The organism is Deltaproteobacteria bacterium (assembly GCA_016183175.1).
Taxonomy (GTDB): Bacteria; UBA10199; UBA10199; order UBA10199; family SBBF01; genus JACPFC01.
Map to the genome: position 1 here is coordinate 21,982 of JACPFC010000092.1, position 25,743 is coordinate 47,724.

At 54.6% G+C, this 25,743-nt stretch carries 23 protein-coding genes; 14 read left to right on the forward strand and 9 right to left on the reverse strand.

What is annotated here, in order from left to right:
* Window positions 1–31: 31 nt before the first annotated feature.
* A complete protein-coding gene (locus HYU99_09180; protein ID MBI2340516.1) occupies window positions 32–3,544 on the reverse strand; it encodes a translocation/assembly module TamB domain-containing protein in 3,513 nt (1,170 codons plus the stop codon).
* Window positions 3,544–4,953 (reverse strand): UDP-N-acetylmuramate--L-alanine ligase, encoded by a 1,410-nt coding sequence (locus tag HYU99_09185; protein MBI2340517.1) that lies wholly within the window; start codon window positions 4,951–4,953, stop codon window positions 3,544–3,546. Before HYU99_09185 ends, HYU99_09180 begins: the two co-directional genes overlap by 1 nt.
* A gap of 126 nt (window positions 4,954–5,079) precedes the next feature.
* Between HYU99_09185 and HYU99_09190 the strand changes: the two genes are divergently transcribed.
* Entirely contained in the window at window positions 5,080–5,445 is a 366-nt protein-coding gene (locus HYU99_09190) for a hypothetical protein (protein MBI2340518.1), read from the forward strand.
* 24 nt (window positions 5,446–5,469) lie between these two features.
* Here HYU99_09190 and HYU99_09195 read toward each other — a convergent pair whose 3' ends face one another.
* Both HYU99_09195 and HYU99_09200 read right to left on the reverse strand, forming a co-directional pair.
* Window positions 5,470–6,471: an insulinase family protein gene (locus HYU99_09195; protein MBI2340519.1), complete on the reverse strand. Its 1,002-nt coding sequence runs from the start codon at window positions 6,469–6,471 to the stop codon at window positions 5,470–5,472.
* The gene (locus tag HYU99_09200) at window positions 6,423–7,928 is read right to left on the reverse strand and encodes an insulinase family protein (GenBank protein ID MBI2340520.1); all 1,506 of its coding nucleotides are present in this window, start codon (window positions 7,926–7,928) and stop codon (window positions 6,423–6,425) included. The genes HYU99_09195 and HYU99_09200 overlap by 49 nt, the downstream gene beginning before the upstream one ends.
* A 159-nt stretch (window positions 7,929–8,087) precedes the next feature.
* Between HYU99_09200 and HYU99_09205 the strand changes: the two genes are divergently transcribed.
* The 12 genes from HYU99_09205 to HYU99_09260 all read left to right on the forward strand — a co-directional run bounded on the left by HYU99_09205 (window position 8,088) and on the right by HYU99_09260 (window position 18,165).
* Entirely contained in the window at window positions 8,088–8,399 is a 312-nt protein-coding gene (locus HYU99_09205; GenBank protein ID MBI2340521.1) for a DnaJ domain-containing protein, read from the forward strand.
* Window positions 8,332–9,168 (forward strand): molecular chaperone DnaJ, encoded by an 837-nt coding sequence (gene dnaJ / locus HYU99_09210; protein ID MBI2340522.1) that lies wholly within the window; start codon window positions 8,332–8,334, stop codon window positions 9,166–9,168. Before HYU99_09205 ends, dnaJ begins: the two co-directional genes overlap by 68 nt.
* A 22-nt stretch (window positions 9,169–9,190) precedes the next feature.
* Window positions 9,191–10,177 (forward strand): MoxR family ATPase, encoded by a 987-nt coding sequence (locus HYU99_09215; GenBank protein MBI2340523.1) that lies wholly within the window; start codon window positions 9,191–9,193, stop codon window positions 10,175–10,177.
* Window positions 10,178–10,249: 72 nt separating this feature from the next.
* Window positions 10,250–11,125, forward strand: a complete 876-nt coding sequence (locus HYU99_09220; protein ID MBI2340524.1) for a DUF58 domain-containing protein — start codon at window positions 10,250–10,252, stop codon at window positions 11,123–11,125.
* 49 nt (window positions 11,126–11,174) lie between these two features.
* A complete protein-coding gene (locus tag HYU99_09225) occupies window positions 11,175–11,714 on the forward strand; it encodes a hypothetical protein (GenBank protein ID MBI2340525.1) in 540 nt (179 codons plus the stop codon).
* Window positions 11,711–12,568, forward strand: a complete 858-nt coding sequence (locus HYU99_09230) for a VWA domain-containing protein (protein MBI2340526.1) — start codon at window positions 11,711–11,713, stop codon at window positions 12,566–12,568. Before HYU99_09225 ends, HYU99_09230 begins: the two co-directional genes overlap by 4 nt.
* A gap of 131 nt (window positions 12,569–12,699) precedes the next feature.
* Window positions 12,700–13,614 (forward strand): VWA domain-containing protein, encoded by a 915-nt coding sequence (locus HYU99_09235; protein MBI2340527.1) that lies wholly within the window; start codon window positions 12,700–12,702, stop codon window positions 13,612–13,614.
* Window positions 13,615–13,737: 123 nt separating this feature from the next.
* Window positions 13,738–14,550 carry a tetratricopeptide repeat protein gene (locus HYU99_09240; protein MBI2340528.1) on the forward strand — a complete coding sequence of 271 codons (813 nt, stop codon included), beginning with the start codon at window positions 13,738–13,740 and terminating at the stop codon, window positions 14,548–14,550.
* A 78-nt stretch (window positions 14,551–14,628) separates the two neighbouring features.
* A complete protein-coding gene (locus HYU99_09245; GenBank protein ID MBI2340529.1) occupies window positions 14,629–16,488 on the forward strand; it encodes a protein BatD in 1,860 nt (619 codons plus the stop codon).
* Window positions 16,489–16,537: 49 nt separating this feature from the next.
* Complete coding sequence (locus tag HYU99_09250; GenBank protein MBI2340530.1) at window positions 16,538–17,074, forward strand: tetratricopeptide repeat protein; 537 nt, start codon at window positions 16,538–16,540, stop codon at window positions 17,072–17,074.
* Window positions 17,053–17,247: an SH3 domain-containing protein gene (locus HYU99_09255; GenBank protein ID MBI2340531.1), complete on the forward strand. Its 195-nt coding sequence runs from the start codon at window positions 17,053–17,055 to the stop codon at window positions 17,245–17,247. Before HYU99_09250 ends, HYU99_09255 begins: the two co-directional genes overlap by 22 nt.
* A 78-nt stretch (window positions 17,248–17,325) precedes the next feature.
* Window positions 17,326–18,165: a lysophospholipase gene (locus tag HYU99_09260; GenBank protein MBI2340532.1), complete on the forward strand. Its 840-nt coding sequence runs from the start codon at window positions 17,326–17,328 to the stop codon at window positions 18,163–18,165.
* Between the two features lie 271 nt (window positions 18,166–18,436).
* On the opposite strand, the gene HYU99_09265 is transcribed toward HYU99_09260, so the two are convergent.
* The 5 genes from HYU99_09265 to HYU99_09285 all read right to left on the reverse strand — a co-directional run bounded on the left by HYU99_09265 (window position 18,437) and on the right by HYU99_09285 (window position 24,091).
* Window positions 18,437–18,892, reverse strand: a complete 456-nt coding sequence (locus HYU99_09265) for a hypothetical protein (protein MBI2340533.1) — start codon at window positions 18,890–18,892, stop codon at window positions 18,437–18,439.
* Between the two features lie 183 nt (window positions 18,893–19,075).
* Complete coding sequence (gene gshA / locus HYU99_09270; GenBank protein ID MBI2340534.1) at window positions 19,076–20,329, reverse strand: glutamate--cysteine ligase; 1,254 nt, start codon at window positions 20,327–20,329, stop codon at window positions 19,076–19,078.
* The gene (locus tag HYU99_09275; protein ID MBI2340535.1) at window positions 20,298–22,970 is read right to left on the reverse strand and encodes a hypothetical protein; all 2,673 of its coding nucleotides are present in this window, start codon (window positions 22,968–22,970) and stop codon (window positions 20,298–20,300) included. Before HYU99_09275 ends, gshA begins: the two co-directional genes overlap by 32 nt.
* 123 nt (window positions 22,971–23,093) lie before the next feature.
* Window positions 23,094–23,474, reverse strand: a complete 381-nt coding sequence (locus tag HYU99_09280; GenBank protein ID MBI2340536.1) for a DoxX family protein — start codon at window positions 23,472–23,474, stop codon at window positions 23,094–23,096.
* Between the two features lie 194 nt (window positions 23,475–23,668).
* Complete coding sequence (locus tag HYU99_09285; protein MBI2340537.1) at window positions 23,669–24,091, reverse strand: septal ring lytic transglycosylase RlpA family protein; 423 nt, start codon at window positions 24,089–24,091, stop codon at window positions 23,669–23,671.
* A 426-nt stretch (window positions 24,092–24,517) separates the two neighbouring features.
* Between HYU99_09285 and HYU99_09290 the strand changes: the two genes are divergently transcribed.
* Window positions 24,518–25,743, forward strand: a 1,226-nt coding sequence (locus tag HYU99_09290; protein MBI2340538.1) for a glycosyltransferase family 4 protein, incomplete at its 3' end; no start/stop codon positions are given.

Here is a 25,743-nt window from a genome sequence, read left to right on the forward strand (position 1 = left end):
CACGGGGCAAGCCCGATGGCTCACTTAGAGTTCAATAGGCCTGTAGCCGTAATGTTAAATCAAAGCGGTAGCGAGAGCCAGTGTCTTTTATTCCTTTAAGAAGGATGTTGTCGAAAATTTCGTATTCCACCTGAATGCCCTTGAGCGCCTCGTCCAGCGTAAGGTCGGTGGTGAAGGCGACGGAAAAGCGGGGGGAAAGCCTTTTTCCCACCGAGATGCGGGAAAGGATCGGCTCGGCCTTTCCGTATTCCGCCTCGAGACGGACGATATCAAGATGCGTCGCCTTCGAGAGAGGCCTTTGCAGAAGTCCCACGATCTGCGAGGCGATGGCGGTGCGGGAAAAAAAATTCTGATCCCCCGCCGAGAGCTGATCGGGTGTTCTGCCGTAGGCGATGAGCGAAATGATTTCGTTCTGCCCCAGGGCCGGGGTGGATTCCAGAGACAACTGCAGATTGTCCATCGGTCCTTCGAGTTTGGCGCGAATTTCGTAGTCCTGAATTTCGTGCGAGGCCGAAAATTCGATGAACGGGTTCAAACCCCTTCCCCGCCCGAAGGCGGCGAATCCGGTTGCGTTTTCAAAATCGATCCCGAAGGCATGAATCTCCCCCTCGACGATATCGATGTGTCCCGACGCCTGCGGGTTGGAGGCCATGCCTTCGAGGTCGATGTCGCTCTTCAGCGCGAGGTCGGCCAGATTGTTGCGGATTTCGAATTCACCGGCGCTTTTGACCTTCAGGTCGAGATTCACGTCGCGGAATGCCTCCGGGATCAGTTCCTCCTTCATCTCCACCACCCCCACCGGCTTCAGGACGAACTGAGAGAGGCTGTAATCCTTGTAATAAGAGCCTTCCACAACGTTCAAGGTTCCCGACAATGTGAGACCGCCCCCCGTCCCTCGGAGCGAGACATCGGCGTCGGCAAAAAGCCTCCAGGCATCCGGACGCGAGAGGGGGATTTCATCTCCCTTAAGGCGGAGATCAGCGGAGGCGATCCGCGGCGGGGTCCATTCGATCCATCCGGCAAGCGCCACCGGCGCGTCATCGTAGCGGAGGGCCAGCCGGTCGAATTCGTAGCGGTTCCCTTTCAGTTTGAGGGAGCCGTCGATTTCGGTCAGATCCCGTTTCAGGTCGCGCAGGAAAAGCGAGGAATTTTTAAAGCCGATTCGGCCGTCGAAGGAGGGCTTGAAAACCGAATTCTCCCAGACAAGATCGATATCGGCCATTCCCTCCCCCTCCACCAGAAAAGGGAGGATGCCGGTCAACTGGGCCAGATCGAGCGAACCTTTTGCCCGCAGGGCGGAACCCTCGGCAATCCCCAATGGGCCGTCGAGGGTGACGCGCCCCGACCCGATTGCAAAAGGGCTGTTGTGGAAAACAATTTTCCGGTTTTCGAAATCGACGCGTGCTTTTCCAGTGAGGCGGATGTTTTTTTCCTCGCCGGTGAACTCGAAGGCGGAAAGATCGGCGGTGACCGTGGAATCGATGGGGGAGGGGAGGTTGTAGGCGACGTCAAAATCCCCGCTTGCCGAAAACTGGTCGATGCGAATGGGAACCAGCGGTTTGAGGAAACCGAGCGGCGTCTTCGCCGCCTTCAATTTGAAAAAAAGGTGTTCCGGATCGTCCGTTTTGCGGTAGCCATCAACCGTGACGGTCGGCAGGACCGATCCGTCAAACCGGTATCCGTCGGGGTCAAAGCGGAAGACAAGGGGTTTTGAGGGGGCAAGAACCGGTTGCGACGCGTCGAAGATAATCCGGATGCCGGAGACAGCGAGACTCTTGTCTTTAAGCCCGAGCTGACCGGTCATTCGCTGGATGGGAACCTTGTACCAGAGGATGTCGGAGACCTCCAGATTTCCCCTGCCGTCGTAGGTTTGTTTTTCTTTCGTCATGTTGAAAAAACCGCTTAAGGTCCCGCTGACGACGGCCGATTCAAGAAGGGGGCCGAGGGGAAGATTTTTGAAATCGGTTTTCAACTCGACCTTTTGTTTCGAAGAGCGAAACACCTCGGTGATATCGAGATCAATCCGCCCCGATCCGCTTCCCGCAAGCAGAGTCGTCCCCGTCAGTTTGAGATTTTTATCGCGGATGACCAGCCGGCCGTTAAAGGAGCCGAAGGTAAGGTTCTCGTAGCCGGCCTCGGGTGAAGTGAGTGTCAGGTCAAAGGTCGGATTGGCGAGGCTTCCGGCGATGCCGCCCGAAAGATCGGCCCGCCCCGGAATATCGATGGTGGAAAAGAAACGGACCACCGTGCGGGCGTCGAAATTTTTTCCGGTGAAGCGGCTCGTGGCGGTTTTTTTCAGCAGGTCGATTGCACCCGAACCGGTGATGGTTCCATCGGCGAGGGTGATTTTTATATTTTTTGCGTTCAGTATGCCGTCCCGAAAACCGGTTTCGGCAGAGAGGGACAAATTTTCTTTGGAAGGATCGATCCTGTTCTTGAACAGCCTGATCTTGAGCATGCCCGGAATATCTCCGCTCGCAAGGCTTTGGAGTCGGCCGGCACCGGAGATTTCCACCCCCGCCTTCTCGAATGATTGGCGGAATTTGGCCTTGCCCAGGGGGAGAAGGACGAGGCGAAAGGGGATGGAATTTTCGATATGGTAGACAGCCCTCTCTTCTTTTTTGTCCCATTCGGCGTCGATTTCCAGTTTCCCGCCGAAGGCCTTGACGGTTCCATGATCAACGCCGACTCGTCGAGGGTCAAAATAAAACGGGAGATCGGCAGAGTCGATATAAACAAAGGCGCGGTTGTCCGGAATCCGCTCTCCGTACTTTTCCGCCAGAAGCGGATTCAACGACTCATCCCAGGCGGGCGCCGGGTTCCAGGGGATGGGGGTTTTGGGCGCCGACAGCAGAAACGAATTGAGGCGGAGGCGGCCGTCGAGCCCGGGTCTGTTTTTCCCGGCGGAAGGGTCGTATTCAACGGTGAACGATCCGGAGGCCTCCAGTTCCCCGGCAAAAAAATCGAGTCTTGTGGATCGATAGACAATATCCGAGACGGTGATATCAAGCCCCCGCGAATAGAAAAGCCAGGGAATGCGCCCCTTCACGCCGATTTTTCCGATTCTTAACGTCTGCAGTTCCGGAAAGGTGACGGCGATATTTTTTATTTGCGCCCGGTCGACGGAAAAATTGTTCAGCAATTTTGAAAGATCGCGGCCGGCCCGTTCCGGTCCTTTTGCATCACTCTGCGGGAGGGCCTCAATGTTGATGGTTATCGCCTCCGCCTGCAGATCCGCCAGATGAACCTTTCCGAAGACCAGGTAAAAGGGGGAGATGGCCACGCGAAAGCGGTCAAGCGAGAGGGAGAGATGAGCGCGTGGGATCTTCAGGTCAAGTTTTTTGCCCGAAAAATGGCCGGTTGCCCCGTTAAAATGGAGTTCATCCGCCGAAAGGGCGACGTCGAGGTGCTGGTTGGCGGCGGCGATGAGGAACTTTTGGGTTTTCTGCCTGTTGAGAACGATGTGGAGGGAAAAAAGAAAAAAAACCAGGCCCGCAAGGGAAACAAAAACGACGGTTCTCCACTTTTTCTTTTTCGAAGGCATTATTTGAGCGATTCTAGCACCTTTTTGTGAATTCCTCCAAATCCCCCGTTGCTCATGATCAGAATGACGGCGGGTGGCGTCACCTCTTTTTTTAATGTGTCCACAATGGTCTCGACGCCGGAGATATGTCGAGCCAAGATGCCGGATTTTTCGATGTCGGAGGCCAAACGATCAACGTCGAGAATCTTTCCGTTGGTTCCTTTTTCCGGCATGAAGACGTCGGCCAGAATAACAAAATCGGAGCCGCCAAATGAGCGGGCAAATTCCTTCCGAAAAATGTCTCTTTTGCTCGTGTTGGAGCGCGGCTCGAAGACCGACCAGATTTTGTAGCCGGAATATTTTCTTTTTACGGCATCAACGGTTTCCCGGATAGCAGTGGGATGGTGGGCAAAATCATCCATGACCACGATGTCGTTGACAACCCCCAGCACCTCCTGTCTTCGCTTGATTCCCTTGAATGTTCTCAAAGCCTCCTGAATTGGGTCTGCCTTAAAGCCCAGTTTTTGGAGCAGTGCATACGCGGCGAGGACGTTTAAGATGTTGTGCCGCCCGGCGAGAGGGGACTCCATCCGGACTTCCCTTCGACTGCGATAAAGAATATCAAATGATGTTTTGCCCCCTTCAAAGGAAAATTTGCCGGCGTTCCATGTCGAACCGTCGCTGAATCCGTAAGTTTCAACCGGCGAGGCGCTTTTTGTCAGAATTTCCATCAACCGGGGATAATGGGTGCAGGCCAGAACGAATCCTTTGGGATCGTTGGTTTCAAGCAGGCGGACAAACGATTCGGTCAAATGATCGAGATCGCGGTAGATATCGGCATGGTCGAATTCAAGGGAGGTGACAATGGTGTAGCAGGGTTTGTAATGGAGAAACTTCGGGCCTTTGTCGAAAAAGGCGGTATCGTATTCGTCCCCTTCGATGACAAAATAAGGGCCGCGGCCGATCCGGTAATTTTTTTGGGAGTCCTGCAAAACCCCGCCGACCAAAAAGGAAGGGTCGTTCCCCATCTTGAGCAAAAGATGGGCGATAACCGCTGAAGTAGTTGTCTTGCCGTGCGTGCCGGCCACGACGATGGAGCGGTTGTTTTGCATGAAAAAATGGGCGAGGGCATCGGGCATGGAGCAGTAGGGGATATTTTTCCGGATCATTTCCAAAACTTCAGGGTTGGTTTTGGAGACGACATTGCCGACGACGACGAGATCCGCTTTTTTTTTGAGATTTTCGGGTGAATATCCGGACATGAGCCGGATTCCCAGTTTTTCCAGTTCAAGGCTCATGGGGGGATAGATGTTCTGATCCGAACCGGTGACGACAAACCCTTTCGATTGGAGAAGCCCCGCAAGAGACCCCATTCCCGTGCCGCAGACGGCGATCAGATGAATGTGGCGGATGCGATCCGGAAAAGACATTGTCTCATTAGTGCCCAAGTACCCGCGTGCCCGTGTCCTTACTCAGGCACCCAGGCACTCGGGCACGCAGACACATGAATGTTTTAGCTGGACTCAAACGTTTAATCAATGGTTTAATCGAATGCAATGGCCATTAAGGAGATTCTCAAAGCCCGTTACGACAAGCTCACCCGTGATGAAAAAGAAATTGTGGGAACGGCGCTGGTGAAGGTAAACCTTGGCGTGGCCATGCCGGCCGATCACCGGACGGTAGCCGGCTTCATCAAGGGGACGGGGCTGGTGGCCAAGTCGGGCCAGCTGGACGATATCATCGATGCCATTCATCAGGATGCCGAGGCAAAAAAGCTTAGCGAGGCCAAAAAAATTTCCGGCACCGTCACCTTGGCGCGTGACGCGGTGAATTTGAGTCCTTCGGAGGTGAAAAGGTTCAAGTTGTTTGACGAGGATTCGGAAGTGACGGTGAAGGATCATGCCGGCGAAAAAAAGAAGTGAAGGCCCCGCGGCAAATCAGAAAAATCACGGCTGAACCACCGACAAAACATACCGGTCGAGCGTCAAATATTTCCGCGCGACTTCCAGAACCTCGTCGGAGGTCACCTTCATGATGTTTTTTGGATAATTTTCAAACTCGGCAAGGCCCAAACCGTAGAGTTCGTTTTTTGGATAATTTTCAAACTCGGCAAGGCCCAAACCGTAGAGTTCGTTAAAGGCCAGCGTGGACGAGACGGCGGAGTTCCTCTGCAGGTCGATGTCGTAGTTTCCCACGATGTAATTTTTGGCCCGATTGAGCTCCGTCTCGGGGACTTTTTCGCTCCTTATTTTTTCAAGCTCCTTTAAAATTCCGTCCAGCGCCGTCGATAATTTTCGCGGCTCGGTGCCCATATAGACCGAAAAAAATCCCGGCTCGATCCCTTCCACCAGGGCGGAGCTTACCGCATAGGCCAGCGATTGTTTGTCGCGCAGTTCCAGAAAAAGGCGCCCCCCCTGGCCCGACAGGATGTTGTTTGCCACCTCGAAGGCGTAGCGGTCGGGGCTCGCCAGGGTTGTCCCCAAAAAACCCAAAACGAGATGCGCCTGCATCTTTTCCTTTTTTACCTCCACTTTCCGGATGGATGTGGGAGAGGCCTCGGCTTTGAGCCGGGGATGAAGAAGGCGTTTTGGCTTTATTTTCAACAGGCGGGGGGACAACATCTCCAAAAAAGATTCGCCCTCGAAGTCCCCCACGGCGCAGAAGACCATGTTGCGCGGGTCCATCAGTCCGGTATAAAAACGCCGCACCCGGTTAAGGGAAATTGATTTCACGGAATGATTGGTTCCGATCAACGAGAGACCGTACGGATGTTTTTTAAAGAGAGTCGCCTGGAATTTTTCAAACGCCACGTGCGAGAGCGAGTCTTCCTGGTTTTTAATCGCCTCCAGCATCAGACGCCGTTCCTTGGCAAATTCCTTCGCGTCGAAGGCGGGGTTTGTCAGCACATCGCAAAAGAGATCCACCCCGGCTTCGGCCTTGTCCGACAAAAAACCGGACGAAACCCCCCACGAATTGCGTCCCGAATAACCTTCCACATGACCCGCGATCGACTCGGTGATTTCGGCGATTTTGAGGGCCGGTTTAGGCCGCCGGGAGCGGCCATTTTGAGCGAAATCAGCGGGACGCGGCGGTTTTTGCGGAGAAGAACCACAGCGCCGTTAACGAGGCGGTACTTATGAATGTCCCCCATCGTTTCGACCAGGCTGTATGGTTTTTTCCCAACCGGCCGTTTTTTTTGTTTGACGATTTGCGGGAAAGTGAGCGCGACTTTTTGCCTTTCCGGATGCAAAAGAACCGTGGAGGCGCGGGAGCCGACAAGATACCGGTTGGCCGCCCGGCGAATATCGTATTCGGTCGCCCGGTCGATGGCATTCATGTATTCTTCCTCGAAACGATAGTTTCCGGCGGTGGTCTCGTAGAGCATCCATTTGCGGGCGGTCCCCTCGCAGGTTTCTTTTTCGTAGAAGACCGAGCTCTTGAGATTTAATTTGGCCCGCGCCAGATTTTCCGCGGGCGCCGGATTGTTTTTGAAAAAATCGATCTCCTCGAAAACGGCGGGAAGAATCTTGTGCGCCTTGCCTGCCGGCAACTGAACGTCGATGACGAACAATCCGGAAAAGCGGGGGGTGAAGGCGTAGGAATGGACGTTGTTCACCAGCCCCTTCTTTTCCTTGACGATCTGCTCCAGCCGCGAGGTTTCGCCGTCGCCCAAAAGGTGCGAGAGGAGGTCGAGTGCGGCAATATCCGGGTGCGTGAACGAGGGGATGGGGAAGGCAAGATTGAGATAGGTTCCCTCCACCGGATTGGAAAGACGCAGAAGGCGCGGTTTGGAAGGGGGGGGTTCTTCGGGGAGAAGCGGAAATGTGACGGGACAGTCTGGTACTGTGCCGAATTGGGCATCGATCTCCCTCCTCATGACCCCTTCGTCAAAATCGCCGCAGACGCCGAGCACCATGTTTGAAGGGACATACCATCGTTGATAGAATTCATTGACTGTCTCCCGCGAAAAATTCCGCACCGTCGCCTCAAAACCGATGACCGGCCGGCCGTAGGGGTGTGTCCGATAGGCCAGCCCGAAGAGCGCCTCGCCGACCAACTTGTGGGGGTTGTCCTTGCCCCGGCGGATTTCTTCGAGGACCACCTCTTTTTCGCGCGCCAGTTCCGAGGCGGAGTTTGCGCCGTCAAAGACCATCTCCTTGATGAGTTTCAGGCCCAGGTCGGAATAGCGGGAGCTCAAGTTGATGAAATAAACCGTCTGATCGAGCGAGGTGTAGGCGTTGATCTCGCCGCCCGAGCCCTCGACCAGCGTTGCAATTTCACCGGGACCGAAGCTTTTTGTCCCTTTGAAGACCATGTGCTCCAACAGATGGCTCAATCCCGCTTCTTTTTCGGTTTCCCACACGCTCCCCACCTTGACCCCCACATTGATCGAAACCACCGGCATTCGAGCAGGACATCAAGGCCGTTTGCGAGGCGGTATTTTTTGACGTTTTGGAGGGAAACAAGTGTCATAAAGCGGCAAAGATACGGGAACGGGGGAAAGTTGCAATGAATTAATGGGCGATTGACAAATGGATAAAGATCGCTAAGTTCCTATTCCTTCATGATCAAAAAAGACTACTACGAAGTCCTCGGTGTCGAACGTTCCGCCGATGACGCGGAGATCAAAAAGGCCTACCGGCAGATGGCGGTGAAGTTCCATCCCGATAAAAATCCCGGAGACAAGTCCGCCGAGGAAAAGTTCAAGGAGGCCTCCGAGGCCTACGAGGTCCTTTCGCATCCCGACAAAAGGCAGATCTACGACCAGTTCGGCCATCAGGGGCTGGAAGGGGTCGGCTTTACCGGATTTGCCGGGATGGAGGATATTTTCGAACGGCGGCCGGAGAGGCCGGGCGCGGGCGCGGGGCGGCGCTGACCTCCGCTATGACCTGGAAATCGACTTCATGGAGGCCTGCTTCGGCGCCGAAAAGCAGATCAACGTCGCCCGCCACGCCGTCTGCGAATCATGTACAGGTTCCGGCGCCGAAAAAGGGACGAGCCCGCAAACCTGCCCCAAATGCCGCGGCGCGGGGCAGATTGCCCACAGCCAGGGTTTTTTCACCATCAGCACCACCTGCCCCTACTGCCAGGGAACTGGGCGGCATATCGCCCATCCTTGTTCCGATTGCCGCGGAACGGGCCAGGTGCGCCAGTCCAAAAAATTGAGCGTCAAAATCCCTCCGGGGGTCGATTCGGGCATCCGCCTTCTGCTCAATGGCGAGGGGGAGGCGGGGGAGAGGGGAGGCCCGCCGGGCGATCTGTACGTTTATTTGAGAGTTAGGCCGCATGATTTGTTTGCGCGCGACGGCGAAAACATCCTCTGTGAAATTCCGGTAAGCATGGCTCAGGCCGCGCTGGGGGCTTCCATCAAGGTTCCAACGATTGACGGCGAGGAGGAGGTGGAAATTCCCAAAGGGGCGCAGTCGGGGGACAGGGTTGTTTTGCGCGGCAAGGGGGCGGCCCATCTCCGAACCAGACATCGGGGAGACCAAATTGTCACCTTTATCGTTCAAACACCAAGGAACCTGACGAAGGAACAGGAAGAGCTGTTGAGGCGCTTTTCCGCCATTTCGGAAAAGTCGGAAAAGGGGGAGGCGCCGGTCGAGGCGGGAAAAAAGAAAAAGAGGCGTGGATTTTTCGGGTAGATGGGATATGGAGGGAGTTTAAATGCAATCACAAATTCAAGGGCTGAACAACGAGGTCGAGAGCATTCAACCCAAAATTCGTGAAGTCCTCACGGAGGTCGAAAAAATCATCGTCGGCCAGCGATATTTGACCGAGCGACTTTTGATGGGACTGCTCATCGACGGCCACATCCTCGTGGAAGGGGTTCCGGGGCTGGCCAAGACCACCGCGGTCAAGACCTTGGCGCGGATTATCGAGGCCCGTTTTCAGCGGATTCAGTTCACCCCCGATCTCCTCCCGGCCGACATCATCGGAACGCAAATTTATAACCCGAAGACGCAGGAATTTTTTGTCAAAAAGGGACCGCTGTTTGCCCACGTCATCCTGGCAGACGAAATCAACCGGGCCCCCGCCAAGGTGCAAAGCGCCCTTCTGGAGGCGATGCAGGAAAAGCAGATTACCATTGGCGAGGAGACCTTTTCGCTTGCCGAGCCCTTTATCGTCATGGCCACGCAAAATCCCATCGAGCAGGAGGGAACCTATCCCCTCCCGGAGGCGCAGGTGGACCGTTTTATGCTGAAGCTCAAGGTCAATTACCCCTCCCGGCAGGAGGAACTGGCCATCATGGACCGCGTGGCCAACAAGGGGCCTGTTTCCACCCGGCCGGTTTTGACCCCCGAGGCGATCCTTCAATATCGCGGGCTTATTCGCAGAATCCACATCGACCCCAAAATCAACGACTACATCGTCAACATCGTTTTCGCCACACGCGAGGCGAAAAATTTGAATATCGGCGTGGAACGTTACATCGCCTACGGCGCCTCTCCGCGCGCCTCCATTTACCTGAACCTGATCGCCAAGGCCCACGCCTTCATGCAGGGTCGGGGGTTTGTGGTGCCGCAGGATGTGAAGACGATGGCCCCCGATGTCCTCCGGCACCGGCTCATTCTCGCCTTCGAGGCGGAGGCGGAGGGGCTTTCAACGGATGATGTGCTGAAGAAAATTCTCGATCATGTGGAGGTACCTTAACAGCGGTGCCTGCGTGCCCGGGTGCCTGCGTAAACACGGGCACTCAGGCACGCGAGTACTCGGGCACTTGCCATGCTTTCCCCCGACCTTCTCAAAAAAATCCAGCGCATCTACATCAAGAGCAATTATCTGGCCAACGACGTCTTCGCCGGCGAATATGAAACCGCCTTTCGCGGGCGGGGGATGGAATTCGAGGAGGTCCGCGAATACGCGCCGGGCGATGACATCCGCGCCATCGACTGGAACGTCACCGCCCGGATGGACCGCCCCTATGTGAAGGTCTTCCGCGAAGAGCGCGAGCAGACTGTCATGCTTTTGATCGACGGGTCGGCAAGTCAGGGCTTCGGCTCGAAAGGGCGCCTCAAGCGGGAGGTGGTTGCCGAACTTGCCGCCGTTTTGGCCTATGCCGCCATCAAGTCCAACGACAAGGTCGGACTGATTATTTTTACCGACCAGGTGGAGCGTTTTATCCCCCCCAAAAAAGGGAGGGGGCATGTCTGGCATGTGATCTCAGAGATTCTCTCGTTTAAGCCCCGCGGTTTAAAAACCGACATGGCGGAGGCGCTGAACTATTTGAGTCGCGTGGTGCACCGGAGGTCGATCCTCTTTGTCGTCTCCGATTTTTTAACGGAGGGGTATGACATTTCCCTCCGGACAGCCCGCTTCAAGAACGACACGATCGCTCTTTCTGTTTTTGACCCTCTGGAGGCGGAGTTTTGCGCCGGGGGGATCATGTCGTTTCAGGATCTGGAGACCGGCGAGGTTATCTCGATCGACATGGGGAGCGCCGGGACACGTCGGTCTTTCGGCCTTTTGCGCCGTGAGGAGGAAGAAGGGATCGTCCGGCGGTTCCGGTCGATGAAGATCGACCATTTGCGTCTTAAAACCGACCGCGATTTTATCGAACCCCTGCTTAAATTCTTTCGCATGAGGGAGAAAAGGATATGAACTGCCGGCCGTCACAGAATTCCCGATCCGGAAATTGTGGAACATAGTTATGACTGTCGATCAAATGAAAGACATCCTGGATATTGAGGGAATTTTCCAATTCCCGTGGGCCAAGTGGCTTGCTGTTCTGGCCGTTCTTGGAGTAGCGCTGGTTTTGCTCGCCCTGTTGATTTTTGCGCTCAAGCGATGGGCGCGTGCGGCGCGAAGATCCGCCGACCAAAACCTTCCGCCGCACGAAAAGGTTTTTCTGGAATTGAACCGTCTGGACAAACAGGGGTTTTTGGAAAAAGGGGATTTCCGCAAATATTACTTTTTCATCTCCGAAATTTTCCGGCGGTATCTCGAAGAGCGTTTCGGCTATCCCGCCCTCGAAAAAACAACCAATGAACTGACCCCCGACCTGAAACGCACGATCGGGCTGACCGAAAGCTTGAGCGATCTGGCGGGCGGCCTTTTGAGGGAGGCCGACCTGGTAAAATTCGCGCGGCACCAACCGCCCCTTGACGGGGCGCGCGGGGCAAAACAAAAAATCATCGAGTTTGTCAAATCAACGATGATGGCCGAAGAGGAGAAAAAAGAAGCGGCATGAGCGCCCATTTTTTTCAGTTTGAAGACCCCTGGTTTTTTGCCTTGCTCCTTCTTTTGCCTTTTATTTATCTCTTTTCCCGCACGGCCTCACACAGCGTCAAAATCAACTTTTCCTCCCTCAAACTTTTTAACGGTATCAGCCGTTCTTTCAAGGAGCGGTTTCAGTTTGTTGTTCCCTTCCTTGGGACGGCGGCGCTGGCCCTCTTTATTGCGGGGCTGGCCCGGCCCCAGCTGGGGAACAGGACGACCGAAAGTTTAAGCGAAGGGATCGACATCCTTCTGACCATCGACACCTCGGGGAGCATGAAGGCCCTCGATTTTCATAGGACTTTTTTAAAATGGGTGCGCATCGGCATTGTGGGCGACGGCACCGCCATCGGCAATGCGCTGGCGACGAGCGTCAAGAGGTTGAAGGACCAGCCGGCCAAGTCGAAAATCATTATTTTGTTGACCGATGGGCGGAGCAATGCCGGCGAAATCGCCCCGCTGACGGCGGCGGCAATCGCCAAAGAATTCGGCATCAAGGTTTACACCATCGGCGTGGGGGGGAAGGGGCCGGTCCCCTACCCCGAGGAGACCCCCTTCGGCGTGCGTCGGATCTATGCCGAGCTCGACCAGGACGAAGAGACGTTGAAAGAGATCGCCCTCATCACGGGGGGGAAATATTTTTCCGCCGTCAACACCGAGGAGCTTGAGGAGATCTATGCCACGATCGACAAACTCGAAAAAACGGAGGTAAAGGTCAAGGAGTACAGCGAATACTTTGAACTCTATCCCTGGTTTTTGCTGGCGGGCCTTGTTCTTTTGGCTTTGCAGGCGGTCTTGTCGCAGACGGTATTTGTGAGGATTCCATGAAATTCATCGCTCTCCAATACATCTGGCTCTTCTGGTTCGTGCCGCTCGCGGTGTTTTTTTATCTTTGGGCCGGAATCCGGCGGCGGAAAAGAACGGAGGCCCTTATCTCCCGCGACCTGTGGGCCTCCATCATGCCGGGGTTTCGCCCGGCGCGCCGCATCTTCAAGGCGGTTCTCGTTGTCCTTGGGATTTTTTTTGTCTGTACTGCGCTCCTCCGGCCGCAGTGGGGCTATACCCTGCGCGAGGTGAAACGGAAGGGGATCGACCTTTATGTTCTGGTTGACACCTCCGATTCGATGATGGCCGAGGATATCTCGCCCAACCGGATGGAAAGGGCCAAGCGGGAGCTTGTCGATCTGATGAAGTATCTGCATGGCGACCGGATCGGGCTGATCGCTTTTGCCGGGAGGCCTTTTGTCGCTTGCCCGCTTACCACCGACTATGAGGCCTTCGGACTTTTTTTGGACACGCTCGACACCGACCTGATTCCCGTCCAGGGAACCGACATTTCGGGGGCGGTGGAGACGGCGCTTAATTCCTTTCCGCCGGATGCACAGCGCTCAAAGGCAATAATCCTCATCACCGACGGCGAGGACACCCGGGGAGGGATGGCGCAAGCGGCCCAAAAAGCAAAAGAGGGGGAAGTGCGGATTTTTGTGATCGGCATGGGGAGTGAAAAGGGGGCCCCCATTCCTCTTCGTGAGGGGAGCGGATTCAAGAAGGATAAAAATGGAGGCGTCGTCATATCAAGGCTGGATGAGTCGTCCCTGCAACAACTGGCTCTGGCAACCGGCGGGAGCTACGTCCGTTCGGTCACCGGAGACCTCGACCTGGAGCAGATTTATTTGAAGGGGATCAAGGAGGTTCTGGAGGCGCGGGAGTTGAAATCGGAAAGCAAAATTGTGGGGGAGGAGCGGTTTCAGCTTCCACTTCTGTTGGCCCTTCTGCTTCTGCTTTTGGAACCCTTCGTGGGGGAGACAAAGGCGCCGATAAAATGGGGGAAAATTTTGTTGCCCTTGTTGGGAAGGACAAGAAATTCCAGGTGACAAATGTCAAATTCCAAATTCCAAATTCCAAACAAATTTCAAAAATCGAATTTCCAAAGTTCAAAAAAAATCGGTTTTAGAAATTTGAGTTTGTCTTTTGGTCTTTTTTTTGGAATTTGGATTTTGGAATTTGGAGTTTCCACGCCAACAGCGTGGGCGGCCCCCTTTGCCTTCGACCGCGCCAACGGACATTATGAAAAGGAAAATTACCGGGAGGCCTTGCGTCTTTACGAGGAATCCCTGAAAAAAAATCCGGAAAACAGCAAGGCCCATTACAATCTGGGGGACGCCTATTACCGGGTGGGGGACTACCAAAAGGCCGAGGCGCATTATCTCAAGGCGTTGAACGCGAAAGACCCTTCCATCCGGGAGTTTTCGCTCTACAATCTCGGCAACGCCAAGTACCGGCAGAATAAGCTTGAGGAATCGGTCGCCTATTACGACAAGGCGCTTGAGATGAACCCCAAAAACGAGAAGGCGGAGCTGAACCGCGAGTTCGTGAAGAAGCTGATGGAACAGAAAGAACAACAACAAAAACAGGAGCAACAACAAAAGCAGGAGGGGCAGAAGGAAGAGGCGCAAAATCAGAAACAACCAGGAGAGGAACAACAAAAAGATCAACAACAGCAGCAGGGGCAACAGCAGGAACAACAACAGGAACAAAATCAGCAACAACAGGATCAACAGCAACAGCAGGGTGAACAGAAAGAATCCGAGGAGGCGCAGACAGACCAATCCGGCGATTCACCATCGAATCCGTTGGACAAGACCGGGGGTGAGGGGCAGAATCAGGCGAAAAAGCCCGTCCAACCCCTTTCAAAGGAAGAGGCCGAATTCTGGCTGGGGGCGGTGGAGGACGACCCCAAAAAGGCGGCACGGGATATCATCCGCCGCGAGGCGGGAAAAGGGAAGAGGACGGTGGAGGAAGACTGGTAGGAAGGGAAAATGTCAAATTTCAAATTTCAAATTTCAAAGAGGAGTTTGTTTTTTGTTTTTTTGTTTGTCCTTTGGATTTTGACATTTGGCATTCCCACGCCGCAGGCGTGGGCGGAGGTAAGCGTCTCCGCCTCCCTCGACAAAAATCAGGCCACGCTGGAGGACGAAATCTATCTCACCGTTACGGTTTCCGGCACCATGGCCTCGGCGGAACCGGTTTTGCCCCCCATGCCCGCCTTCAAGGCGATTCAGTCGGGAACCTCCTCCAGCATCCAGATCATCAACGGCGACGTCCAGACGAAAAAGGAATTTTCCTACATTCTCATTCCAAGGGACGAGGGCTCTTTTACCATCGACCCCATCACCGTCTTTTCCGGGGGGCATGAATACAAGAGTCAGCCTCTCTCCATCCGGATCGGCTCTGCTTCGACGGCTAGCCCGGTCCGGCCTGTGCCATCGCCTGGCGCCGGCCCTGCCGGTGGCGGCGCCACTGGCGGCCAGCCGACGTTTCCCGGCGGGTTCCCGCAACCGTTTGAAGGGGAACCGGGCGGCGATGAAGAGACGGCCCGGACAACCGAACAAAGGGAATACTGGATCACCGCCGAGGTCTCCAACCGCCAACCCTATGTGAACGAGCAGATTCTCTACACCTTCCGCTTTTACACGCGGGTGAATGTCGGCTCGGCCACGCTCACGGTGCCCGAGTTTCAGGATTTCTGGTCGGAGGAGGTGGTGCCGGAAAAAAAATACTACCAGACCATCGGCGGACAAAAATATGTTGTCTCCGAAAAGGTTGTCGCCCTTTATCCGCTCAAGGCGGGGGAGCTGACGATCCCGGAAACGAGCCTGCGGGTCGAGGTGCCGGAAGAGGCGCGGAGCCGTTTTTTTAACGATTCCTTTTTCAGTTTTCCCTCCTTGAGAATGAAGCCGAAGTATCTTCGGGCAAAGCCGATCGCCCTTCAGGTCAAGCCTCTGCCACCCGACAAACCGGAAAATTTCACCAATCTCGTCGGCCAGTTCGGCCTTTCGGTGAACCTTTCCCAGCCGGAGATCAAGATGGGGGATTCCGCCATGCTCGATGTGGAAATTTCGGGACGGGGCAACGTGAAGGACGGCCTGCTTCCTTTCAACGCCGAATTGCCGGCCTTTAAGGTTTACGACGACCGTCCCGCCGTTGACACCGTTAAAAGCGAGGCGGGCATTCAGGGAAAAAAGAGCTTTAAAAAGGCGCTGGTGCCGACCCAGTCGGGCGAATATTCCATCCCCTCTTTTTCGGTTTCCTACTTCGACCCGCAAAAAGGGGCCTACGAGACGCTCGAGAGCCCCTCGTTGAGTTTGAGGGTTTTGCCCGCAGAGGCCGAACGCTTAAATCCGGTGGCCGCCCAAACGCCTTCACAAACGGGAACGCAGTCAGCAATCATTCCGGAGGATATTGCGACCATTCACACCGATCCGGGGGCGCTCGAGACACACCGCTGGGGGATCGGCTTAAAAAGGTGTCTGGCGGCCGGCCTGTTTTTGCCCCCTCTGCTTTTCTTCGGAACGCTTGTTTTCAAGTGGCGGGAGGAAAAAATGGAGCGGAATGCCACTGCCACCAAAAGCCGGCTGGCCCTTCGGAATTTTTTAGGCCGGGCCGGAAGAGTTTCGGGGAGAAAAAAATCGGAAGACGAGGCGCTGGCCGCCCTCACCGACTCTCTCCGCGACTATGTGGGGGACCGTTGCGGGATCTATGGGCGGGGCCTGACCGTGGCCGACATCACGGCCGTCCTTACAGCCCGCGGTGTAACGCACGATTTGACCGCCGAACTTGGCCGGCTCATGCAGAGGCTGGAATCGGCCCGGTATGGGGGGGAGATCAAAGAGAGGCCCCTGGCGCAGTGGGTTCAGGAGGCGAAAGGCCTTGTCCGCACGATCGATCGGAAGGTGGGGAAAAGATAGTTGATAGTAGATGGTTGATGGTGGATGGTTGATGGTGGGGATAAAACTAATGTCTGGAATAAAGCCGTGGATTCTCATGATGCTCGTTTGTTTGATCCCGGCGGGCGTTTTTGCCGAGACGCCGCAGGGGCTTTTTGACCAGGCCAATCAGGCCTATTACAAAAATCAGCTCAAGACGGCGGAGGAGATTTACCGGAAATTGATTGGCGAGGGGATTGTCAACGGCGACCTTTACTATAATCTGGGCAACATCAAATACCGTCAGGGGGAGTACGGTTCCGCGATTTTGAATTTTGAAAAGGCGTTGAGACTTCAACCACGGGACGCCGACGCGCGGGCCAACCTCAAATTCACGGAGAAAAAGCGGATCGACAATCTGGGCGAGACTTTTTTCATGTCCTTTCTTAAAATTTTCTTTTTCTGGCATTCATGGTTCACCCTTGGGGAAATGATCGTCATTTTTGCCGTTTTTTCGGGGTGCTTGTGGCTTTTGACCGGACTCAACCTCCTTTTCCCCCGCGATTTTTTCCGATGGGGAACGGCGGTTTTTTTGGTGATTGGGGGGTGGTACTCAAGCCGGAAATAGAGGTTCGCCCCACCTACCTCGAGTCGGAAAAGGCGCTTTTTAAACTGCACGAAGGGTCGAAGGTCCGCGTCATCGACGAGCAAAAATTTGGCAAAAAAGAGGCGTGGGTCGAGGTCGCCCTGCCGCAGGGGCAGAAGGGGTGGGTAAGGGCGGAGGAATTGGGGATAATTTAATGGTGAGCGAGCGTCGGATTTATTCCGCGCGAGCGAACAGGGGGGTACGGGGGCGCCAGCGGCAAAGCCCCCGATTTAATGATGAAACCTTTCGAATCCTATTTCAAGTCCCACGATCATCACCGTCTTTTCTATCAGGAATGGAAGGGAGAGATGGGCAAGGCCAAAGGGGTGCTGATCTTTGTCCACGGCTTGAATGAACACTCCGGCCGTTATTCCAATCCCGTCCGCTATTTTTCCAAACGGGGCTACACGCTCTATCTCTTCGACCAGCGGGGGCACGGAAGATCGGACGGACTTCGGAGCCATGTGGACAGTTTCGGGCATTATCTGAAAGACTTGGACGAGTTCACCCGTTTTGTCGCCGGGCGCGAGAAAGGAAAAAAAATTTTCATGGTGGGGCACAGCATGGGGGGTCAGATTGTGCTCAATTATGTCGCCCGCGGTGGAACGCCGCTTGCCGGCTTTGTCACCTCGTCGGCCAACATTCAGGTGGCGCTCAACATCCCCTGGCTTAAAAGAAAGCTGGCGCTCGGTCTTTCCCGTTTTGTCCCGCGCCTTAATCTGGCCGGCGAGATCGACCCCAAATGGATCTCTCGCGATCCCGAGGTGGTGCGCGCCTACAAGCGCGATCCGCTGGTCTCCAAAAAAATATCCCTCAAGCTCATCGCCGAACTTCTGGCCAACCAGGAAAAGCTCCCTGCCCTTGCCCCGAAAGTCAGGATTCCCGGCCTTCTTTTGCATGCGGGCGACGACCATATCTGCGCCCGCGAGGGCTCCGAGGCCTTTTACAAAAAAATGGGGTCAAAGGACAAGCAGGTGAAAATCTACGACGGCTTTTATCACGAACTCTTTAATGAGTTTGGAAAAGAAGAGGTATTTGGGGATATGGAAAAATGGCTGGCCCGGCATCTTTGACTCCGGGAAAACTCGATGCAACACCGGTGGCCGTCAAGGCTTGCCGCAAATGGTCATGGGACTGGCATCCCGCGAAAGGGCTGGTATTCAGGGGCGTGGGCCAAAAGAAGAAATCATAATGTCCACCGCTTCGGTCTTGATCGACACCCATATTCTCCTCTGGATCCTCACAAAATCCCGAAAGCTTAAAGGCGTAAAGTGGCTACCCCCTTTAGCCGTGTGATTATATGCGACGGTCCTCATCATGGCGGGGCTGTGGAAAAAGGGGGGGCTATTTTCGGCGGGCTTTTTGCAAAATTTCCAGATCGGTCAAATCCTGTTTTCGCCCTGATGCTTTTTTGTTTTTAATCAGTTCGCGCAAACCGATAAAATAGGCCGTTTCATTTCCAAAAGCGCCCCTTTTTCTGTTCTTCCAGATGCAATCAAATTTGACGCCATCAATGGAGGTGATCACGTCCACCCTCACCGGTTCGTATCCGAGCTGGATGAAATGCCCTTCCCTGGCAAAATCCTCCGGCGACAGTTTCAGCGAGCCAAAACCGAATTCCTTCAGCGCCTCGATGACTCTCTTGCCGTTTTCAATATCGGGTTTTACCAGGAGATCCAAATCCTTGGTGTAACGGGGAATGGCGTGAAAAGCGACCGCAAAGGCTCCGACAATGCAGTAACTGACTTTATGCTTATTGAACAACCGTAATAACTCTTCGAAGTCCTTTTCGATGGGCACGCGGCCTCCCTTTCCTTATTTTCCAGTAGAGGTCCCGAAGATAATGCATGGTGGCCAGACGTTGTGCAGGCCTTTGCGAGAGATAGTATTTTAACTCGAAGTCACGGGCTTCCTTGTTGGAGGTTGATTTATGCACCCAGACTTTTTGCATATGGACCCCCAGACTATCACAGCAAACGTCTTTTATAAAGAAGAGAGTGAGGCCTCCCTGTCGGCCGCCAGGCCTGCTATGCGGGCCAGAAGGCGGGAGAGGCCGACCACGCTTTCCTTCTGCCGGCAGTCCAGAAAAAATTCCTCGTGCGGCTCATCCAGCTTGTGCAGGCAGAGGCAGGAAAAGGCCATGCCGGGGCTGTTCAGGCTTTCATACTCGTTTTTGGATTCGTGAAAACGAAAGAAGCCCCCCACGTCCGTCTTTCCAACCATATAAATAACCGGCTCGATGGGATAGCCGCTGTAGGTGTCGATCGTCGGAATCCCCTCCTGAATCAGAAACGAATCGGTCGGCGTGGTTCCCTTGGACGAAAGAAGCTTGTTTTTTTGACGGCGGTTGAGAGAGAGAATTTCTTCCCCCGAGTAGATGAGGAGAATTCCGAGGCCGTAAGTCCCCCGGTTGTTTTTGACATAGACATAAGGGGTTTCCCGGATTCCGTATTCCTCATGCTTCTTCCGCGTTTTTTCGAGGATCGCATCGATTTTTCGGGCCATACAGCGGAGAGAATCGACATTGTCCAACGCCACCTCGGTGGCCACATCGGTTTCCGGAAACATCTGCCAGAGATCAAGCCCGAAATGGCCGCAGAAATCGGCCAGAAGTTCTTTGAGAATTCTGAAGTGGACAATCTTTTGCCGGCTCTGCCAGCCCATGGCGGGGCCGGGAATGATCGGCTGATCGATGTTTAAAAGGGCCGAAGGGACCCCCGAGGCAAAATCGTTGTTCGAAACGATGAGATCGGGGCCGAAGCCATCCACGACAACGCGGTTCCCATTCCGCTGGATTTTGTACAGATCGAACGATTGGGATGTCTTTCCTTCCTCATCCAGGTCAATCCGCGTTTTCGCCTCGTGCAAAGATTCTCCCGCCGTTCCGATTCGCGTTTCAAGGCCGGCCGACTCCATTAGACGCTGAAGGTGATGAAGGTTTTTTAAATAAAACTTGTTCCGGGTGTGCTCCTCGCCGTAGAGCAAAACCTTGCGCACTCCCGGCTGATAGTCCCCGAAATATCCCTTGAACGTTTCCGCCGTAAATCGTGAAAAAGAATTGCACAGGTTGTTGAAGCCGGCGGGAAAGAGATTGGTGTCAACCACGGCGATTTTGTTTCCCGAGTGGCGAATATCGCAGGAGAGGTACAGAAGGGGAGTGAGGCCTTTCCATTTTTCCTCAAACCATTTCTCTACCTCGGGCTGTTTATTTTTTAGTTGCTTGTATATCTCTTCCATCGTAACTCTCGATAAAAGTTTCCGTGTATATCTTCCTCACTTTTTCGCGTAAAGCCAGGTATTTCTCCAAAAATTCGGCGGAATTTTTCAGTTTCAAATCGCGGGCGATCTCATCCAAAAAGGGGTCCTTTACGTTCCACCGGCGCTGGCTTCTCTGTTTGCGCAGATAGATCCTCGATTCGACATCCCTGTAAAAAGTGTAGGCCTCCACGAGAGGGGCAACCGTTGCCTCCGGCACAATCTTCAATTTAGCCAGAGTTTCAAGGCCGTCAAAGGTGTTGGCGGTGTGGAGTTTTGGAAAATCACGGCCGTGGATCAGTTGATGGTACTGGAGAAAAAATTCGATATCCATCACCCCTCCCTTTCCCCCCTTCATGTCGATAAATGACTCAGACTCGCGCGCAATCTCGCATTCCACGCGGGTCCGGAGGCGGTGCATCTCTTTGACAATGTTCGAGGAAAAGGGGCGTGAGTACAAAAGGGCGTCGATATGGTTCCTGACCAGGCGGGCGAAGTGCGGGGGGCCGGCAATGGGGCGGGCGCGCAGAAGCGACTGCCTCTCCCAGATCTGCGAGGCGGTTTTCTGGTAGTCGATGAATCCCTCGAGGCTTGTGACCAAAGGCCCCTGATGGCCGGAGGGGCGGAGTTCGGTGTCGATGGCATAAGCCCGGCCGGCGCGCGTGGTTAGGGAGAGGATGGAGATGAATTTCTGGACCAGCCGGGCAAAGTACTCTGAATTGCTTATTTTGCCCGCGCCCGTTGTCTCCCCCATCTGCGAAAAGATGAAAATGAGATCAAGATCGGAGCCATAATTAATCTCGCGCCCCCCAAGTTTTCCCATCCCGACGGTCATGATATCGGCGTCGATGGGTCTTCCGTATTTCGGCTCCAGCTCGCGCAGGACGATCAAAAGCGTTTCCTGACAGATCGCCTCGGCCAAAAGAGAGAGACGGCAGAGGATGTCGCGGCGCGAAAAAGCGGGTTTCCACCCCAAAGAATCTGTCGATTCTTTGGGGACCCCGGGGTTATGCTCAAGCTCGACGATTTTTTTTATCTCGTCTTTTTTAAAATAGCGGATTTCGTCGAACCAGTCCTCCAATTTGGGCCACTGGGCCAAGCGGTCCTGAAGGGCCTGCCGATACTCGGTCAGCAGGGCCTCGTCTTTTTGCTCCGCGGAAGGGATTGTCGCATTTTCGCTAGGGGTTCCACCCCAGAGAATCTGTCGATTCTCTGGGGACCCCGGGGTTCCACCCCAGAGAATCTGTCGATTCTCTGGGGACCCCGGGGTGGTCTCGGCAAAAAGGCTCTCGAATATCCGGTGAACGTTGTCGACGGCCGTTTCCAGTTGATCCTGAAACCGCTTGAGCGCCTCCTCCGGGTCCTTCTCGAAGTAACCCATCCGCCGGGCGGTTTTGAGTTGCTCCGCGGGATCGGGGGAGAGAAGGTGCGTCTGCCGCTCATCCTCCAACTGGAGGCGATGTTCCAGACGCCTCAAGAAGAGATAACTCTCTTTGAGGGAGGCCGCGTCCTTAAGGCTCACGAGGCCGGCTGTCTCCAGCCGGGCCAGCGTCTCGATGGTTCCGGTGTGGCGGATCTCCGGTTTTTTCCCTCCGTAAATCAGAAGGAACGCCTGCACAAAAAACTCAATCTCCCGAATGCCGCCGATTCCCAGTTTCACGTGAAATCCCTTCGGCGGTTTTTTATCAAGCTCGGCGCGGATCTTTTGCTTCATTGCCTGAATATGATGCAGGGCCGTCAGATCGAGCGACTTCCGATAGATAAAGGGTTCCATCCTCTTCAGGAACTCCTCTCCCAGCGCGGGATCGCCGGCCAGAGGCCGCCCCTTGGTCCAGGCCTGCCTCTCCCAGTCGGCGCCGAAGTTTTCGTAATACGAAACCATCGCCGAAACCGAATTGACCAGCGTCCCCGCCGATCCTTCCGGCCGAAGGTCCCAGTCGACCCGGTAGAGGAATCCGTTCTCGGTCTCGTCTGCAAGCGCCTTTGTCACCCCCTGAACATGACGCACAAAAAACTGATGCCCCTCGTCACCTTCGGTGACGGCAACGAGATCGATATCCGAACTCAAATTCAATTCGCGCCCCCCCAGTTTTCCAAGGGCAAAAATGTGGTAGCGCCGTTTTTTCGGCGGGGGGAGAGGCGTTTTTTTCGCGGCAATCGACAAGGCGAAAATCCGGCGGTCGACAGCCGTCACAATCGCCTCCGCCAGATCGCTTAATTCGGTCAGCACCACCTCGTCGGACGCACCGAAGGCCCGGCTGGCACCTGCGAGGTCTTTGGCCATGATCCGGAACAGTTCGCGGTATTTGTATCGGCGGATTTTTTTGAGCCACGGCTCCAATTCAGGAGAATCAATCCGGCCGAGCTCATGGCTGAAATGGGAGAGGGCCTTTGTTTTCTTTAGATACGGGGACTGAACCGCTTCGATGGCGGAGGCCGGGTGTCTCACGGCAAAACGGGCCAGAAACCGGCTGTTGCCGAATATTTTTGAGAGGGCCTCAAAGCCCAAGCCCTCTTTTGGGATTTTGATTTTCTGCGCCTTGGCCGCGGCGCAAAAACGCTCCCACTCGGCCTCGGCCTCATCGGGCATGGCGGAGAGGGCGAACGGTTTATTCAAGAGCATGATGGGCGTTTAGTGTATGGGAAAGAGAAATGGATGACAATAAAACTCCTCCATTTCCCTAAAAAAGGGTTTTGGGAGGAGTTTTTATCGATGAAGGATCAACCTTAAGCCCCCGTGGGCTCATTACGACTTGATCCCCAGCCTTCCTTCCAGCGACCAGCGTCCGCTTCCGGCCAGCATCAATGTGATTGATGCCGCCAGGAGGACCAGGTGGTATTCGTAGCCGTTGTCTCCCACGAAGAAACCATGGCCGAAGTGCACCGTGAAGAGAGTGAACGCGGTCACCACTGCCATCACCAGTGCGGCGTATCGGGTAAAAAACCCGAGGAAGAGACACAATCCGCCGAAGAGGTACAGGAATGGGGCCACGGTCGATGCACCAATCGACATGGTATATCCATGGGACAGGGTTGCGTATCCATGCATGATGAATACGACCCCGCAAGCGAGCCGTAAGGGGAGGATCATATACTCCCGATAGGCAGATACGAATTTGCCGATCATATTCCCTCCTGTCTAAGTTATGGCTAACTCTATAGGTAGTTTATCAGAATAATTAAGAGAAGTCATTGTTATCAAAAGATTTTTTGATGCAGTGCGTGATGGATTTTGGGGCGGTTTAAAGGCCCCAATTTAGGGGGGGCTGGAGCTCGCCTTGGGCCTTTTTGATGTCGATTCGGTGGAAGAGCTGAAAAGGATTATTTCCGCGCCACGAACTTCCGTTCGGGCTTGTAAACTTCAATCTTGACGGACCCAACCCCCTGACCCACCATGTCCAGTTCAACGGCGGCCGCAAACGAAAGGTCGAGGATTCTTCCCGGAATATAAGGCCCGCGATCGTTGAGACGAACGGTGACGACCCGGTTGTTTTTCAGGTTGGTCACGCGAAGGGTGGAACCGAAGGGGAGCGATTTGTGGGCGGCGGTCAGATCATACATGTTGTATTTTTCGCCGTTGGCGGTTGTTCTCCCGTGAAAAGGAACGCCGTACCACGACGCCCTGCCGAGAAGGACGGCATCCGGCCGCTCCTTCTTTTGGAACATCTCGTTAAGCTTAAGGCTCGAATGGGTCCCCGACCGCGAGCAGGCTGATCCCAGGAGGGCAAAGACCAGCGTTATCATGATGAATGAATGCCTCTTCATTTGATTCCTTTCTTGACCCCCTGCAAAAAAAGCGAAACGATATTTAAGCCTAAACGTGAGAGTGAAGAGACGTGCTACGCGAGGTTGCGATTGAGTGCCTTAACCTTAAAGTGTTTTGGGAATGTCTGCTCCCTAACACCCTTGACGCGACGAGTCAAACAAAATATCACTCTGATTATCGGCAGACGTGTAAAAAAGTTGCCTGGAATCTTAAAAGATAATATATTTCAATTACTTATTGTCTATTTTTTAGTTGAAATCTCCGGTAGAGTGCGTTACCTAAGGGAAAAAACAAAGCGCACAATCGGGCTTTGCCCGTTGTGCGAGCGGGGTTTGGGGCCATTTGAGGCCCGAAATCCAATGATGCGAGTAGCAACAGCCGGGCCGAAAGGGCCCCAAATGAAAATGAAGCTTCTCTTTATCAACTATGAGTTCCCTCCGTTAGGGGGAGGAGGGGGAAATGCCAATGAACAGATTGCCCGTCACTTGGCGGCATTGGGGCATGAGGTGGTGGTGCTGACCTCCCGTTTTAAGGGCCTCCCCAGGGAAGAAACCCGTGACGGCTATCGGATCGTCCGCATTCCCACCCTTCGGCGTTATCAGGAAAAATGCTGGGTCTTTGAAATGGCGGTCTTCATGTTTTCGTCGATTTTTTATGCCCCCAAATGGGCCCGCCGGTGGCGCCCCGACCGGTGCATTGCCTTTTTTACCCTTCCCAGTGCCCCGGCGGCGTGGGTGATCAAGAAAATTTTTGGGGTTCCCTATATCGTCTCTCTCCGCGGCGGCGATGTCCCCGGTTTCCTGCCCGAGCAGTTGCGTTTTTATCACCGGATAACGGCCTGGCTGATCCGGTTTTTGTGGAAAGGGGCCGAAAGCATTGTGGCCAACAGCGAAGGGTTAAAGAGGCTGGCCCTTGGGACAGGGAGGGGGTTGGATATAGCCATTATCCCCAACGGTGTGGACGCCGGTTTTTTCCGGAATAGTGTTTTGTCGAATGATAAAATCCCCCCTTTGGCACCGGTTGAACCGGCTCAGCCGGCCCTGCCGGTCCCCCCTTTGACAAAGGGGGGGAGGGGGGATTTCGAGACACGCAATGTTTTCCGTATCCTCACCGCCGGCCGCTTAACCGCCCAAAAGGGGATCGACACCCTCCTTCAATCCTTTTGCCGCCTCAAGCCGTCCTTGAAAAAACCGGTCCAGCTCTGGATTGTGGGAGACGGCCCCCTCCGGTCTTCTCTGGAAGATCTGACGGCCGATCTGGGAATCCGGAACGATGTCTTCTTTCTGGGTTGGCGTGATCGTGAAACGTTGAAGACTTTTTACTCCTCTGCTGATCTTTTTATCCTCCCCTCGCTCGATGAAGGGATGCCCAACGTGGTGCTGGAGGCGATGGCGATGGGGCTCCCGATTGTGGCCACCAATGTCGCCGGGACGCGCGAACTGGTGCGGGAGGGGAAAAACGGCTATCTGGTCCCCCCAAAAAATCCGGAGGCGCTTGCCGACATCCTCTCCCAGTTGATTTCCCGGGACGATCTTCTGCAGGAAATGTCCCGCCAGTCCCGCCTCCTTGCCCGGCAGTACGACTGGAAGGCCGTGGCGCTGGAATACTTAAGACTCTGCGAGACAGCCGC

Bases quoted from the DNA above. Each gene is read 5' to 3' on its own strand.
- HYU99_09180 (MBI2340516.1), bottom strand. From the start codon at position 3,544: ATGCCTTCGAAAAAGAAAAAGTGGAGAACCGTCGTTTTTGTTTCCCTT.
- HYU99_09185 (MBI2340517.1), bottom strand. From the start codon at position 4,953: ATGTCTTTTCCGGATCGCATCCGCCACATTCATCTGATCGCCGTCTGC.
- HYU99_09190 (MBI2340518.1), top strand. From the start codon at position 5,080: ATGGCCATTAAGGAGATTCTCAAAGCCCGTTACGACAAGCTCACCCGT.
- HYU99_09200 (MBI2340520.1), bottom strand. From the start codon at position 7,928: ATGCCGGTGGTTTCGATCAATGTGGGGGTCAAGGTGGGGAGCGTGTGG.
- HYU99_09205 (MBI2340521.1), top strand. From the start codon at position 8,088: ATGATCAAAAAAGACTACTACGAAGTCCTCGGTGTCGAACGTTCCGCC.
- HYU99_09215 (MBI2340523.1), top strand. From the start codon at position 9,191: ATGCAATCACAAATTCAAGGGCTGAACAACGAGGTCGAGAGCATTCAA.
- HYU99_09220 (MBI2340524.1), top strand. From the start codon at position 10,250: ATGCTTTCCCCCGACCTTCTCAAAAAAATCCAGCGCATCTACATCAAG.
- HYU99_09225 (MBI2340525.1), top strand. From the start codon at position 11,175: ATGACTGTCGATCAAATGAAAGACATCCTGGATATTGAGGGAATTTTC.
- HYU99_09230 (MBI2340526.1), top strand. From the start codon at position 11,711: ATGAGCGCCCATTTTTTTCAGTTTGAAGACCCCTGGTTTTTTGCCTTG.
- HYU99_09235 (MBI2340527.1), top strand. From the start codon at position 12,700: ATGCCGGGGTTTCGCCCGGCGCGCCGCATCTTCAAGGCGGTTCTCGTT.
- HYU99_09250 (MBI2340530.1), top strand. From the start codon at position 16,538: ATGTCTGGAATAAAGCCGTGGATTCTCATGATGCTCGTTTGTTTGATC.
- HYU99_09260 (MBI2340532.1), top strand. From the start codon at position 17,326: ATGATGAAACCTTTCGAATCCTATTTCAAGTCCCACGATCATCACCGT.
- gshA (MBI2340534.1), bottom strand. From the start codon at position 20,329: ATGGAAGAGATATACAAGCAACTAAAAAATAAACAGCCCGAGGTAGAG.
- HYU99_09275 (MBI2340535.1), bottom strand. From the start codon at position 22,970: ATGCTCTTGAATAAACCGTTCGCCCTCTCCGCCATGCCCGATGAGGCC.
- HYU99_09280 (MBI2340536.1), bottom strand. From the start codon at position 23,474: ATGATCGGCAAATTCGTATCTGCCTATCGGGAGTATATGATCCTCCCC.
- HYU99_09285 (MBI2340537.1), bottom strand. From the start codon at position 24,091: ATGATAACGCTGGTCTTTGCCCTCCTGGGATCAGCCTGCTCGCGGTCG.